Below are 13,883 nucleotides of genomic sequence, written 5' to 3' on the forward strand. Positions count from 1 at the left end.
TTGTAGGTTACAGGTGTCTTATTGAACCTTAAGGTTCATTTATTGTTGTAAATCGCATTAACGCATTTGCATGGCGGCCAACCGCACGGCGGCGTTAGTTGCACCGTATTGTTGATAATCCCCCCGCCGTTCAACTAACTCAAAGAAGAAACGGTCCGGGCGGAAAGGTGGCGTATAGGCATGCAAAAACTCATGCTGGCGCGCATCTCGTTCATAAAGAATATCCAGGCGCTCAAGCCCTTGGAGCAATGGGTTATTTGCCCCGTACCGCGCCAGCAAATCGTCATAATAGTTTGCCGGAATTGGCAGCAATTTCAGCCCTTGTGATTGCAGGCTTTCTACCGTCGCGAGTAAATCATCACAAGCAAACGCCGCGTGTTGCAGGCCCGTGCCCTGATAGCTGGCAACCGAACGGGCAATTTGCGTATCAAGGCTGTGCGACATATTCAGCGGCAAGCGGATCGAGTGACAAGGGCTGTGCATCACCTGGCTTCTGACCAGGCCATACGGGTCCGGCACGCTAAGTTCGTTGTCCAGTTCAAATCCGAACACCGCGCGGAAAAACATAATCCAGTTATCACGGCTGCCTTCTACCAGCCCTAACGCCAGATGATCAATCCCAAGTAAGCTGCCCTGGTTGGCGGTTTCTGAAAGGTTAAAATCGGTTTGATAAATATCGTTTTCACCCTGATCTGGTGCCTCTATCAGATAAATCAGGCTGCCGTCAGGCGCACACACTGCCGCCAGCGCACGCTCATCTGGCCCATGCTTTTCATGCCAAATCGGGTAACCGTAATCCTGCGCCCGTTGCACTACATTTGCCGCCCCTTTCATGCGCCACGCCATCGCGCACAGCGAAACACCGTGACGACGATGAAACTCATCAGCCCAGCTATGCGACTCATGGTTAAGAATCACATTCACCCCACCGTTGCGCCACAGTGAAACATCCTTAGAACGGTGCTCACCGGCTTGTGCAAAACCCAGTGGTTGCAGTGCTTCGCCCAATGCCTGTGCATCTTTTGCATCGGTGGCAAATTCTAAAAACTCGATACCCTGGTAACTGGCCTGGGTTGCGCTATGGAACAGCTGCGCATCAATTTGCGGATTAGCATTCCAGATCTGCTCTTCCAGCCAAAGCAGCGAGCGATAACCATCTTTGGCGGTTGGTGCATTTGGCGTAGCACGGAAACTGTCGTTGAAAATCTCCAGCGACCATGGGCCACGGTAGCCTTTTTCCGTCAGCAAGCGGGTAAACTCAACCACCGGCAATTCGCCTTGCCCAGGGAAGCAGCGGAAATGGCGGCTCCACTCAAGCACATCCATTTTCATCAACGGTGCGTCGGCCAGTTGCAGGAAGGTAATTTTATCGACCGGAATGTCGTCGAGATTAATCAGTTGGTCACCCAACGAAAGCACATGGAAGCTGTCGAGAACCAACCCCAACGCCGGGCTGTTTACCTGTTTTACACGCTCCCATGCCTGGCGATAACGGTTCACATGTGTGCCCCACGCCAGCGCTTCATAGCCAACGGTTATTTCATTACGTTGTGCTAACTCAGCCAAATGCGCCAGGTCACTGACCTGCAAATCAAGATTCGGCGAACAATCGGGAGCCACGTTGCTACACAGCAGCATGGTGTTGCACCCCAGCTCGTGCATCAGAGCAAACTTGCGCCGCGCGCGTTCCAGATTGCTGGCAAACTGCGGGCGCGACGCGCCTTCGAAATCGCGGAACGGCTGAAACAATGTAATAGTAAGCCCTAGATCGGCCGCCATTTTTCGCACATCGGCAGGCGTGCCTGGGTAATAAAGAAGATCATTTTCAAAGATTTCTACACCGTCAAAACCAGCAGCCGAAATTGCGGCCAGTTTTTCAGGCAACGTGCCAGAGATGGATACGGTTGCAATTGAACGCTGCATGATAGCTCCTGGTCTGTCGGGATAAGTCGGTTAATGTTGTATCATTTGGTTCATATTGCAAATTTATAGTTAATTTATTGTTACCTCAGATCACACCTCAGAAAGTTAAAAAAAATAGCGGGCGATTACCGAACAAAACAAAGTGGGGTTACACTTTTCAATCTCTCACTGGCAATTAAAAGGCAGACACAACATGTCAGATAATAACTATCAGCCGCCAAAAGTTTGGACTTGGCAAAAAGGCGAAGGCGGTACCTTTGCTAACATCAACCGTCCGATAGCGGGCCCAACTCACGAACGCACGCTGCCAATTGGCAAGCATCCCTTGCAGCTTTATTCACTTGGCACACCGAACGGGCAGAAGGTGACTATTCTGCTTGAGGAGCTGCTGGCTCTGGGTGTAAGTGCTGCCGAATACGACGCGCATCTGATTCGTATCGGTGAAGGGGATCAGTTCTCAAGCGGCTTTGTAGACGTGAACCCGAATTCAAAAATCCCGGCACTCATGGACCATTCGGTAACACCACCGATTCGTGTGTTTGAATCCGGTGCAATCTTGCTGTATCTGGCGGAGAAATTCGGCCATTTCCTGCCTAAAGATCTTGCCGCACGCACTGAAACCTTGAACTGGCTGTTCTGGTTGCAGGGTTCAGCGCCATATCTGGGCGGTGGCTTCGGTCATTTCTATAATTACGCACCAATGAAAATTGAGTACGCAATTAACCGCTTTGCCATGGAAACCAAGCGCCAGTTAGACGTGCTCGACAGGCAACTGGCGACACATCGCTTTATTTCAGGTGATGAATATACGATTGCAGATATCGCCATTTGGCCGTGGTACGGCAGCCTGGCAAAAGGTGGGCTGTACAGCGCGGCTGAATTCCTCGACCTCGCCTCGTACAAAAACTTCGTACGCTGGGCCGATGAAGTCGCAAGCCGCCCGGCGGTTAAGCGTGGGCGCATTGTAAACCGTACCTTCGGTGAGCCGTCTGAGCAGTTGCATGAACGCCACGATGCGTCGGACTTTGAGTTACGTACCGAAGATAAGCTGGCGAAGTAGATACAGTTGTACTCAACCACGCCCTGCAAGTTGCAGTATGCAGGGCGTAAAAATTTAAAATTAAACAAACTATGGGTGGTTTAAGCCTAACCGTTGCAGGTAACTTGCCGTCTGAATTATTCAGTGAGCAAACTGCAAGGAAATATCGTGTTAAAAAAATTCGTACTCGTATTCACTTTCGTTATTGCCGGATGTGCCAATCCTGGTGATGAAACGGTCGAAGCCCTAAATACCCTCGAATTCCATCCCGGCACGATGTCTCCAGCGATTAATAGCACCCCGGAAGAATTGCAAACTTTGCATACTTCTAATAAGGAGGTAATTACCCGTCTCACCACAGAAATAAAAGCGGCACGGGTCGATAACCTCAGAAGTGTAGATGTTTTTGATAATCGCTATGGTATTGATGATGTTTTCCAGGCGCTGACTCGGCTCGAACAATTTGATGAGCTGAATAACACTTATCTAAAAGATCAAAACAAAGATGGGTTAGTGCAGATTGGCAAAGCATTAAAACCAATAAAAGAGAAAACATCCTGAGCCAACTAAAATTGGTGGATGTCGCTTACGCTAGTCCACCAACCAACGACTTACCGTAGCTCGGATAAGCGACGCTAAATCCGACTCTCGTTCACTCAATAATCAGTAAAGTTGCTTCTCAATCAGCATTTGCTGTAACTGCTTTTTTTGTTCCGTGGTTAACACCTGGCTGACATTAAACAGGTACTTTGCTCGCTGGTAGCGCACCTTACTCTGAATATCACCGATGGCATTAAGTTGTTTTTTCGCTGCGCTATCATCCCAGACGCCAGAATGGAACATATCAACAATCGCATCTTGTGTTAAAGCATCGGTATTAATTTTGGCGATCTCTTTTTGCGTATCTTCACGCAGTGCTTTTACCTTCTGCGTTTGCTCTGGTGAGAAATTTAATTGCTTCGCCAATGAATCCTGCGGCAGCGTTTCTGTAGCAGAAGATGCAACAGACATTCCTGAAAAAGCCAGTACCGTAATCAATGTGGCAATTTTAAATACTTTCTTCATTCTATACCCTTAAACATAGTGTGTATTAATAGCATCTGAACGCCCACATTATTAACGCAGTAACAACATCATTAGAAATCATTAGTTATTTATTTTTAAACAAACCAATTAATTGTATTTAAAAGTTTATTATTATAATAAAGGTTATATGTCACATGGAGTATCTAATGCTTATCACGCAAATTATAACTTTGTTCTTATTCGTATTTTTGCAATGGATTATTGTCAAACGTACCGGACTGAAACCCTGGGTTTCAATTTTATTACTGCTTCCGCTAATCAATTTGTTCGTATACTTCTATATCGCAACTGCACGCTGGCCAAATGAAAAAAACCAAAAATGTCCAGATTGAATCAAGTGAAAAACCACATTGCAAAGAAAAACAGAACCGTCAAGGTTGGCTGGCAGGATTATTTTCATTACTCTACACTATATTTGCGGTGATATTTAATGAATACAGTAATTATGTTGAATTGAAATACCTACAAACTCCTGTTGAGTTTTTAGTTATTGCACTACTCACCTATCTTATTTTTATCAAGAGCAAGATTGGCGCAGTGCTTATGGTTATTTACTTCGCCACACACAGGATGATATTATTAATTTCTGGAGTTTATTTCTCAGTAAGTAACATCATTATCGATGTTGTTTTGTTTTACTGCTATGTTACTGCGGCTCGCGAAATTAATTTTATATACCCAAAATAATTCGAGTGGCAGGAAGGCGGCAAGTGCGTGAATCCCGATGAGCTTACTCTGGTAAGTGATTCGGGTGAGCAAACGCAGCCAACGCACATGCAGCTTGAAGTAAGACGGGTATAAAGATAAAGCCACACTATGTTGCCATAGTGTGGCTGCTGAGCACTAACTATTTGATTATTACTTACATAGCCTACATCCTTATTGGCTATAAACAGCATAGAACCATTTCTCCCAGTACTCAATTATCTTTTTATTTAAAAATAAATGCTGCATTATGGATAAAAAAATACCCGCCGGACAGGCGGGCACATTGTATTGGCGCAATAAAACGCACAAACAACATTAAAAAAATATCTAATCACTCGGGATTGATAATATCAATGAGACTTGATGCATCAACAAAATAATTTTAATGCGCAATTTGTTATCGGGCAATTGTCTTCACATATAAAAATAAATTGATCAGAAGTTGAAATTAACCGCAGCGTAGCCCCCATCGGCTAAGATGTTATCGCTATGACCATCTTTTCCCTGCATACCCACATAGCGATACCCACCTTCAACTGACAGCGTTGGGTTAACTTTCCAGCGAATGCCTGCGTTCGCTTCCCCATACTGCTCAACACCACTTGAGAGCGAATCAGGTGAATAATATGCGTCACCAAACAGACTAAAATGATCGCCAAGTGGAAGTTGCGCGCCACCACCCACGGCTACGGCATAACCTTCATCACCATCACTCGGATTGAGGTACAGTGTTTTCCCACCCAATGTCACCAAAACAGAGCCAAGCGGTATATTCCAGCCCATTCCCAGACTGGCAATATCACCATCATTATCGTTGTGCGCCCAGTTACCATTGAAGGTAAAACCCGGTTCGTTTGCACCAAAACTCATTCCAAGATTAGTCCAGTCGGCACCAGCCTCACCGTGAAATGCCACCGCATTAGCATTCGTTACTGCAAAGGTGTTGAATACGATTAACGCAATAAGAGTCTTTTTCATCATAATCCTTGAAATCACTGCAGAGAGATTACTCTATGGTTTTGATATTTCAGGGATGGATGGTATTCAGACTCCCAGGGAGAGGGAATTTGATTTTTGTTTAATTTTAAATAAAAGAAGATTGGGCGAAAATTATTTCGCCAGTGCTTTTAGTAATTATCCAGAATGTAAACCTGCCTCAGAATTTCTCTGGCAAGTTGATCACTTCCAGTAAATATCCACCACGCTTAATATCGATGTATCCACCATTTTTTAGCGCAAACATCACATTCAAAATACTGCTGCGCGATAAGTGCGTTCTTTCCTGAATGTAATCAAGAACGGAAGTTCTCAACCGCGAATCTTCAGGCAGGCGGTTCATTTCAATAAGATGGCCTCGAATGATGGAATAGGTGCGTTGCTGCACCACCACAGAATCGCGATAGAAAAGATGGGTAGTATAATAAGCAAGTATCACCGCAATATCTTTCCACATCCCTTCCTGAGTAATGATTTCATGTGCAAGACTGGCATCAAGACGCAGCATGGTGCATTCAGTTTCTACTCGCAAAATATGGCTACGTAATGGCTGGATGCTTTCTGCAATACCAAACAGATTCTGGCCAGAAACCGTGGCGATAACCAGGCCATCGGTCGCCCGCAAGACAGAGATCTCGCCTTGCTTGAAGATATAAAATTGCGGGATCTCTTTATATTCCCAGTTTATCCGTTTACGGGGAATCACCTCCATCGGTGTTCCGTGGGGCTCGAGGATGGCAATCAGACGCTGGATAGCTGATTCCGGGCGGGTTGGAGGAGAGATAGTCATTATTTTTCCTGAAATTACTCACGGTATGCACAGGTTCCTTGAAGTATATACCACGCCAAAGATCTCGCTGGGTGCGCTACATTGCGGTGTTTGGCTTATAGATACAACCGTGTTTATTAAAACTAAAACAATATTCAGCAACATTCTTACAACTATTTCTATGATGCAAAGAATTGTAATTTTCAAGCTTTCCTCTTGCACACTATTATGGCTTTGTGCAATTGAATATTTACCCTCTATTTATTTTTAAACAAAATAAAAGTGGAGCGATACACGCCTTATCTTTAGTGTCTCCAGACATTTTCTCACGGGGGCACCCATCTATGTTTCTCGATTACTTTGCCTTAGGCGCACTTATTTTCGTGGCACTGACGCTCTTTTATGGCGTTATTGTTGTACACGACATCCCCTATGAAATAGCAGTGCATCGTAACCATCCCCATCAAGATGCTATTCATGCAGCAGGATGGGTAAGTCTATTTACTTTGCATGTTTTATGGCCGTTCCTGTGGATCTGGGCGATGTTATATCGTGAAGACAGAGGCTGGGGGTTTGCCGTCAAAAATAATGAAATGGAAATGCTACGTGAAAGGTTACTCCGGCTGGAATCCCAGCATGAGAAAAACCAAAGCAAGTCATCAGTAACCGACTAATTGAGCAGGATTCATTGTGGATTTATTACTTATTCTTACATATACCGCCATTTGCTTCGGTATATTTAAATTCTTTAAAATTCCGTTAAATAAATGGAGTGTGCCTACTGCTGTATTGGGTGGCATTATTCTTATTGGCTCGTTGTTATTATTAATGAATTATAACCATCCATACACCGAACGAGCCCAGATGGTTACCGTTACGTTACCCATCATCCCAGAAGTACAAGGCGTCGTGGTAGAAGTGACCGCCAATGCCAATCAGAAGCTAAAAAAAGGGGACTTCTTATTTAGGGTTGATCCCACTGCTTATGAAGCCAAAGTCGAAGCAATAAAAGGTGAGATAGAAAGCGCTCAGCAAAATGTAGAGATGCTCAAAGCACGCCTTGCTTCCGAAAACGCTGATATCGCGCAGGCGAAAGCAGAGCGTGATTTAGCCTTGAAAGATGCCGACCGTTACCGTAACGGCAGCCGGGACAAACTGAAAAGCCCGTTTACCGATCAAGAAGTGGTTCGCGCACAGCAGACGTATCTGGCCGCGCAAGCACAGTGGCGCTCTTCCCTCTCAAAGAGAGATCAAACAGCGGCACAGCTTGATGCCATGATAAACGGTGAAAACGCCACGGTTTATCGCCTGAAAGCAAACCTTAAAGAAGCAGAGTACTTCCTTGCAAAAACCGTGGTTCGCGCACCGAGCGATGGCTACGCGACACAGCTTTTGCTGAAACCCGGTATGTTCGTGCGCCCTTTGCCACTGCGCCCGGTGATGGTGTTCGTTCCGGATCAAAAAACCAGTGTTTATGCCGTATTCCGCCAAAACTCCGCCCTTCGCTTAGTCGCAGGCGACCAGGCCGAAGTGGTATTTAATGGCCTGCCCGGCAGTGTCGTGCAAGGTACGGTCAAGCAAATCCTCCCGGCGATTGCTAACAGCAGCTATCAGGCGCAAGGCCATCTACAAGGCTTGAGCCTTGACCCAAAACTCGACGGTATCTATGCGGAAATTGAGCTGAAAAACGTTGCCGATGTGCAAAGGCTACCCGCAGGAACCATGGGCCAGGTCGCAGTGTATTCCGGTTATTTCGAGCACGTTTCCATTATTCGTAAAATCCTGCTGCGCATGACCAGCTGGATGCACTATCTCTATATTGATCATTAAGTTAAGGTAAAAAAGGGAGCCGCCCCATGCAGAAAACAAAAATGTTTATTCTTTTCGCCATCGTTATTCTGATGTGGGGAACAACCTGGCTTGCCATGAAGTTTGCGTTGGTCAGTATGCCGCCGATATTTGCCACCGGGCTGCGCTTCTTAAGTGCAGCACCCTTGCTGCTATGGCTGCTGCACATTACGCGCTCATCATTGTTATTTCCGCCAGGGCACCGGTTCTTTCAGTTCTGCGTGTTCCTATTTTGTTTCTGCCTGCCCTTTACGCTGGTGATTTACGGCGAGCAGTACGTTAACGCCAGCACTGCGGCGATAATCTTCGCCGGAATGCCCGTCGCCGTGCTTCTGATTTCTATTGTGGTGCTCAATGCACCCACCAGCCTGTTGCAGCTGATGGGCGCAATGTTGGCAATGCTCTCCCTGTTTTGTCTCTTGCAGGAAGAGTCCAGAAACAGTCTCAGTAATAACTGGAAGGGCGCATTTGCTGTCGTAGCGGCCGTCACCATGCATGCTTTTATGTATGTGCAATGCAAAAAGCGCAGTTGCCAGATTTCGCTTTTCACGTTTAACGCCCTGCCTTGCCTGGCTGCGGGTTTACTGCTCACATTGACTGGCGCGGTAGTGGAAAGGCCGGAAATTGAAAACATCACCTGGTTGTCTTTTTCTTCGATTCTTTACCTGGGCGTCGTGGCTAGCGTATTCGGGATCTTGTGTTATTTCTCGCTGCAAAAACGCATTTCGACTTTTAACACCTCTTTGGTATTTATCTGCTTTCCCATTATCGCGGTCATCCTGGAATGTGTGGTGATGGGCAGCGTATTTTCTCAAACATCGTGGATTCTGCTCGCGGGAATGTTATGCGGCGTATTGCTGTCTGTTATTCCTGTAGAGAGAGGAAAAATGGCCACAACGACAAAACGTTTGTGGAATTAGCACGATTTTTACATCGCCATATTTACAAGTAATTAATAGCTGTTAAGAATGGATATTATTTACTCATAACTGTGGTCAATGTCAGAAGAGATACTCAGGCAGCAGATTCAGAACCTTAAAAAACACAATGCCCGACTCAAAAGAATTGCACACGACTCTCGCAATAAGCTCAGTGCAGCGCTGGACGGGACAGGCTTATGTTTATGGCAACTCGACGTGCCAAGCGGCAAGTTGGTTATTTTCAACCGTCGCTGGGGTTCCATGCTGGGCTTTCAGCCCAAAGAACTTAGCGCTCATTTTGATGTGTGGCGTGAGCATCTGCATCCTGAAGATAAAGAGATGGTGCTGTCCGCGTTTTATAACCACCTCGAAGGTAAAGCGCCATTTTATGAAGCACTGCATCGCATGCAGGCTAAAAATGGCGCCATCACATGGGTGCTGGATCGGGGCCGTGTGACCGAATGGAGTGATGATGGAAAACCGCTGAAAGTTACCGGCACCCACATTGATATGACCAAAGAAAAGCAGTACGAGCAGCAGCTGGCAAAACTTGCCAATCATGACCCCCTCACCGGCCTTGCCAACCGCCACGCGCTTCAAGCGCAGTTCGATCTGCTAAAAAAATTGGGCCCACTTTCGATAGCGTTTATCGATCTCGATGACTTCAAAAACGTTAACGATACGCTGGGCCACCGCAGCGGTGATGAAGTGCTGTTGCAACTGAGCCAGCGCCTGCACGAATCCTGCCCACCAGAGGTCACCATTGGCCGCATTGGGGGAGATGAATTTATCCTGTTATTGCCCTGGTCGCTGGAACATCCCGAAATAAACCACATCGCCAGATGCTGTCTGGATGCCGCCATCACCCCGTTCGAATTAGGTAATGGCGCCGCCAAAGTAGGAGCATCTATTGGGGTGAATGAATCTTGGGCGGACGACACTTTTAATAATGCGGTGATTCGCGCCGATGAGTCGATGTACTTGATTAAACGCACCGGCAAAAATGGTATCGCGTTGGGTGCCAGGATTATTATTCAGTCTTAAACCAGGTATTTGCGGAACCAATCAATGGTTCTCGTCCATGCAAGTTCTGCCGCGGCTTTGTCGTAACGCGGAGTCGAATCGTTGTGGAAGCCGTGATTCACGCCAGGATAGATATAACCTTCGTAGACTTTATTATTGGCTTTCAGAGCCGCTTCATAAGCGGGCCATCCCTCATTTATGCGCGAATCGAGCTCGCCATAATGCAGTAATAAAGGTGCTTTGATACGCGGTACATCTTCAGTTTTTGGCTGGCGACCATAGAACGGTACGGCGGCTGCTAATTCCGGGTAAGCGACTGCTGCGGCATTGGCGACTCCTCCGCCGTAACAAAAACCGGTGATACCGACTTTTCCCGTGACCGCATCGTGATGCATCAAAAACTCTATCGCGGCAAAGAAATCATTCATCAGTTTGGTCGGGTCGACCTGGGATTGTAGCTCGCGGCCTTTTTCATCATTGCCAGGATAGCCACCAACCGAACTTAATCCATCAGGAGCCAACGCAATAAAACCCGCTTTGGCAACGCGCCGCGCCACATCTTCGATGTAGGGATTAAGCCCACGGTTTTCATGCACCACGACCACTCCCGGTACTTTGCCCACGGCTTTTGACGGACGCACCATGTAGGCCCGCACTTTGCCGTGGCCCTGCGGACTTGGGTATTCGATATATTCAGCGACAATATCTGGGTCGGTAAACTCCACTTGCGTCGCAAAGGCATAATTTGGGGTCAGCAATGTACCGAGTGCCACAGCCGAAAGGCCACCAACAACAAATTTCCCCGCCAGATCGAGAAACTCGCGTTTGCTGATTTTGCCATGTACATAAAAATCGAAGTATTCGAGTAATTCAGGAGGGAAATCTTTTGCGGTAAGTCTGGTCATTTGCAGGCCCTTTATCGATAAAAGATAGATAAATAATGGCCTGCATTTAATGATTTTGCCTGGTTCTAATTTAAACGGGATTTCACCACGTTAACCCGCCAAATCCCGAAGCACACCAGCACAAGCGCCAGCGCATAACGCCACTCAAGAATGCTCTCTTGCAGGAAGATTGCCGACAATACCGCACCGGATACCGGGATCAGGAAGTTAAATGGTGCAATCATGCCCACACGGTTATGTTTGAGCAGCAGGCTCCACAGTGCAAACGCCACGGATGATAACAGCGCCAGGTAACCCAGAATGGCCACCGACTCCCAACCATGAAACGCAAGCGTACCGCCGCAGGCATAGCCGCCAGCCGTGAGCACAAGGCCACCAATAGCCAGTTGCCAGCCGGTCATAATCGTCGCATCCATGGTTTGCGAAATACGCTTACCGTACAACGACGCGGCAGAAAGAATAAACGCCGCCAGCACCACGAAACCATCGCCCATCAGGCTGAAGCTAAAGTCCATCAACTGGCTGTTGAAGTTCACCACCATCACACCGGCAAAACCGAGCACGCAACCCACGACTTTGTTGATGCTGAGTTTGTCGTTTTGGTAGATAAAATGCGCCAGTAGCACGCTAAAGAAAGTACCGGTGGCATTCATAATTGAGCCTTTAACACCGGTGGTGTACGCAAGGCCAATATAGAAGAAAATGTATTGAATTGCGGTTTGCGTGACCCCCAATACGGCCAGTTGGGAATACTGCTGGCGCGACAAACGAGCAATCGGCTTACCCTGTAAAAACGCAAATGCCAGCAACAACAAGCCAGCAATCACAAAGCGGTATCCGGCAAAGACAATTTTGCCAGGCAGGTCGTCCGTCGCTATCTGAAATATTTCATAGCCGTTTTTAATTGCCGGGTAAGCACTACCCCATAACAGGCAACAAAAAGCAGCCCCCATCCATGCGATTTTCTTATTAGTAAACCGTGAAACGTTATTACTCACGCCTCTTCCCTTAACCAAAATTAAACTGTCGTTTCAGAATCGACCATTATCCTTCAATAAAGAAAAATAGCGATAGCGCCATCCACACTTTGCGCGGTGGATGGCACGACGTTTAATTTAAGGTTTAGGAAGATGCGAAGGACGCGCTTTCGGATGCACAGCAAAGTGCCCTTCTGGCGCATTATCGACTTTCACATGAACCAGATCCGGAGCCTGACTTTTAATGGTTTTATCGCGGAACAGATAGACGTTAAACGGCAGAATAAACACCAGTACAAAGCAGACAATCAGCAAACCGCCGTACACATCGTGGGCGTGGGCACCGGGTAGAGAACTTGGCGGAATAAATGACACAATAAACGCCAGCACCGACACCACCAACCCTGAACAGGCGATAGCCAGTTTCACTGGTTTCCCACCTGGAACCTGGAAGGCACGTTTTCTATCACGCTGTTTACGCACCAGTTGGATATACCCGAGGAACAACATCAGATAACTGCACAGATAGATAACTACGGTGAGTGACAGAGCCACGAGGAATGACATATTGCTACCGCCGCCAGTATTGGTCAGGACAATCAGCGCAATGGAAGTGATGATCAACTGAGAGATCACCAGTGCTACAGGTACGCCGTTTTTATTCACTTTGGCAAAACGCGCAGGCAGCAGACCTTGTCGTGCTGTCACTAACATGCCGCGAGAAGGGCCAACAATCCACGAAGCAATTTCGGCTAACACACCCAACATCAGCAATGCCGCAATGACACGCACCGCCCATTCAAAACCTGGGCCGTAATAACCAATCAGAGTACTAAATGCCTGCATCACCCCAGCGGAGAGGTTGATTTCATCATGCGGAATAACCGCCGCGACCGACAGACCGCCAATCGAGCTAAGTACAATAGCGGCAATCACCAACAGAATCATCGCCAGTGGGTAATCACGCGCCGGGTTGGTCATCTCATTGACGTGAGTCGCTGAAGCTTCAACGCCCATATAACTGAGCACAAATGCCACAAACACCACTAATGTGCCAATTTGTGAAAAATCAGGGAAGAAAGTCGCGGCCGACATTTCAATTGCCAGCGGTTGGCCGTTATACAACCAGGCGACAGCCAGCCCCACCAACACGATTGCCGGGAATAAAATCCCAAAGAAGAAACCCGCTTTAGCAATACGCGCGGTGTAGCGTGTACCTTTAAATTGTGTCAGAGCCAAGCCCCATAAAATAATCAGGGCTGCGATGGTTTTCACCAGCGGATCGGTATTTAGCGCAGGCCAGTTAAGGATGTATGAGAGCGCGCCGAGCACAAAATAGAGCATCGGAATAAAACCGATGGCGATTTGCAAATAGCTAAAGGAAATCGCCGCAAATCCCCAGCGTTCACCAAGCGTATTGGAAACCCAGGCAAATAAACCGCCCTCCTCCCAGCCTTCAACGGTTGCCATTTCAGCGGCGCATAAACCAACGGGAATAAACCAGAAAACCCCGCCCATCAGCAGGAAGAAAATCAGGCTAAAACCGGAGGTGGCAAACGTAGGATATTCATAAACCGCCATCACCATTGAGGCAGTAATCGCGAAAAAGCCAAGCAAAGTCAGCGACCTTGCGGGGGCATTTGTCGTTGTGGTGGACATAAGTCTCTCCGCATCCGCAAGCAGAAGCCT

14 protein-coding genes are annotated in these 13,883 nt (G+C 47.3%); 7 read left to right on the top strand and 7 right to left on the bottom strand.

From position 1 onward, the window contains the following. Nucleotides 1–57 precede the first annotated feature (57 nt). Nucleotides 58–1,923, bottom strand: a complete 1,866-nt coding sequence (locus GC128_RS09915) for a bifunctional sugar phosphate isomerase/epimerase/4-hydroxyphenylpyruvate dioxygenase family protein (protein WP_151994150.1) — start codon at nt 1,921–1,923, stop codon at nt 58–60. 193 nt (nt 1,924–2,116) lie between these two features. On the opposite strand from GC128_RS09915, the gene yghU reads away from it, so the two are divergent. Together yghU and GC128_RS09925 are read left to right on the top strand one after the other, a co-directional pair. Further along, entirely contained in the window at nt 2,117–2,983 is an 867-nt protein-coding gene (gene yghU, locus GC128_RS09920) for a glutathione-dependent disulfide-bond oxidoreductase (protein WP_151994151.1), read from the top strand. 147 nt (nt 2,984–3,130) lie between these two features. Then, the gene (locus GC128_RS09925) at nt 3,131–3,523 is read left to right on the top strand and encodes a hypothetical protein (RefSeq protein WP_151994152.1); all 393 of its coding nucleotides are present in this window, start codon (nt 3,131–3,133) and stop codon (nt 3,521–3,523) included. Between the two features lie 102 nt (nt 3,524–3,625). Here GC128_RS09925 and GC128_RS09930 read toward each other — a convergent pair whose 3' ends face one another. Further along, nucleotides 3,626–4,027, bottom strand: coding sequence for a Spy/CpxP family protein refolding chaperone (locus tag GC128_RS09930; RefSeq protein WP_151994153.1), 402 nt, complete (start codon nt 4,025–4,027; stop codon nt 3,626–3,628). 324 nt (nt 4,028–4,351) lie between these two features. On the opposite strand from GC128_RS09930, the gene GC128_RS09935 reads away from it, so the two are divergent. Further along, nucleotides 4,352–4,735, top strand: a complete 384-nt coding sequence (locus GC128_RS09935; RefSeq protein ID WP_151994154.1) for a hypothetical protein — start codon at nt 4,352–4,354, stop codon at nt 4,733–4,735. A gap of 456 nt (nt 4,736–5,191) precedes the next feature. Here GC128_RS09935 and GC128_RS09940 read toward each other — a convergent pair whose 3' ends face one another. Both GC128_RS09940 and GC128_RS09945 read right to left on the bottom strand, forming a co-directional pair. Beyond that, on the bottom strand, nt 5,192–5,734 hold the full coding sequence (locus GC128_RS09940) for a YfaZ family outer membrane protein (protein WP_064515535.1): 543 nt from the start codon (nt 5,732–5,734) through the stop codon (nt 5,192–5,194). Nucleotides 5,735–5,912: 178 nt separating this feature from the next. Then, the gene (locus GC128_RS09945; protein ID WP_151994155.1) at nt 5,913–6,542 is read right to left on the bottom strand and encodes a helix-turn-helix domain-containing protein; all 630 of its coding nucleotides are present in this window, start codon (nt 6,540–6,542) and stop codon (nt 5,913–5,915) included. 323 nt (nt 6,543–6,865) lie between these two features. Here GC128_RS09945 and GC128_RS09950 point away from each other — a divergent pair, with 323 nt between their 5' ends. The 4 genes from GC128_RS09950 (at nt 6,866) to GC128_RS09965 (ending at nt 10,333) form a co-directional block, all read left to right on the top strand. Next, nucleotides 6,866–7,195 carry a DUF3302 domain-containing protein gene (locus tag GC128_RS09950; protein ID WP_064515530.1) on the top strand — a complete coding sequence of 110 codons (330 nt, stop codon included), beginning with the start codon at nt 6,866–6,868 and terminating at the stop codon, nt 7,193–7,195. Between the two features lie 16 nt (nt 7,196–7,211). Beyond that, nucleotides 7,212–8,351 (top strand): HlyD family secretion protein, encoded by a 1,140-nt coding sequence (locus tag GC128_RS09955; protein ID WP_151994156.1) that lies wholly within the window; start codon nt 7,212–7,214, stop codon nt 8,349–8,351. A 26-nt stretch (nt 8,352–8,377) separates the two neighbouring features. Beyond that, a complete protein-coding gene (locus GC128_RS09960; RefSeq protein ID WP_151994157.1) occupies nt 8,378–9,289 on the top strand; it encodes a DMT family transporter in 912 nt (303 codons plus the stop codon). 78 nt (nt 9,290–9,367) lie between these two features. Next, entirely contained in the window at nt 9,368–10,333 is a 966-nt protein-coding gene (locus GC128_RS09965) for a GGDEF domain-containing protein (RefSeq protein ID WP_151994158.1), read from the top strand. Here GC128_RS09965 and yghX read toward each other — a convergent pair. From yghX to gadC, 3 genes are all read right to left on the bottom strand, one after another. Further along, nucleotides 10,330–11,217: a YghX family hydrolase gene (gene yghX, locus GC128_RS09970; RefSeq protein WP_151994159.1), complete on the bottom strand. Its 888-nt coding sequence runs from the start codon at nt 11,215–11,217 to the stop codon at nt 10,330–10,332. The two genes, GC128_RS09965 and yghX, sit on opposite strands and share 4 nt — an antisense overlap. A 65-nt stretch (nt 11,218–11,282) precedes the next feature. Then, nucleotides 11,283–12,170 carry a DMT family transporter gene (locus tag GC128_RS09975; protein WP_051880769.1) on the bottom strand — a complete coding sequence of 296 codons (888 nt, stop codon included), beginning with the start codon at nt 12,168–12,170 and terminating at the stop codon, nt 11,283–11,285. Between the two features lie 162 nt (nt 12,171–12,332). Next, on the bottom strand, nt 12,333–13,853 hold the full coding sequence (gene gadC / locus GC128_RS09980; protein WP_151994160.1) for a glutamate:gamma-aminobutyrate antiporter: 1,521 nt from the start codon (nt 13,851–13,853) through the stop codon (nt 12,333–12,335). Nucleotides 13,854–13,883: the final 30 nt, after the last annotated feature.

Source organism: Buttiauxella massiliensis (genome assembly GCF_902500225.1).
GTDB classification, from domain to species: domain Bacteria; phylum Pseudomonadota; class Gammaproteobacteria; order Enterobacterales; family Enterobacteriaceae; genus Buttiauxella; species Buttiauxella massiliensis.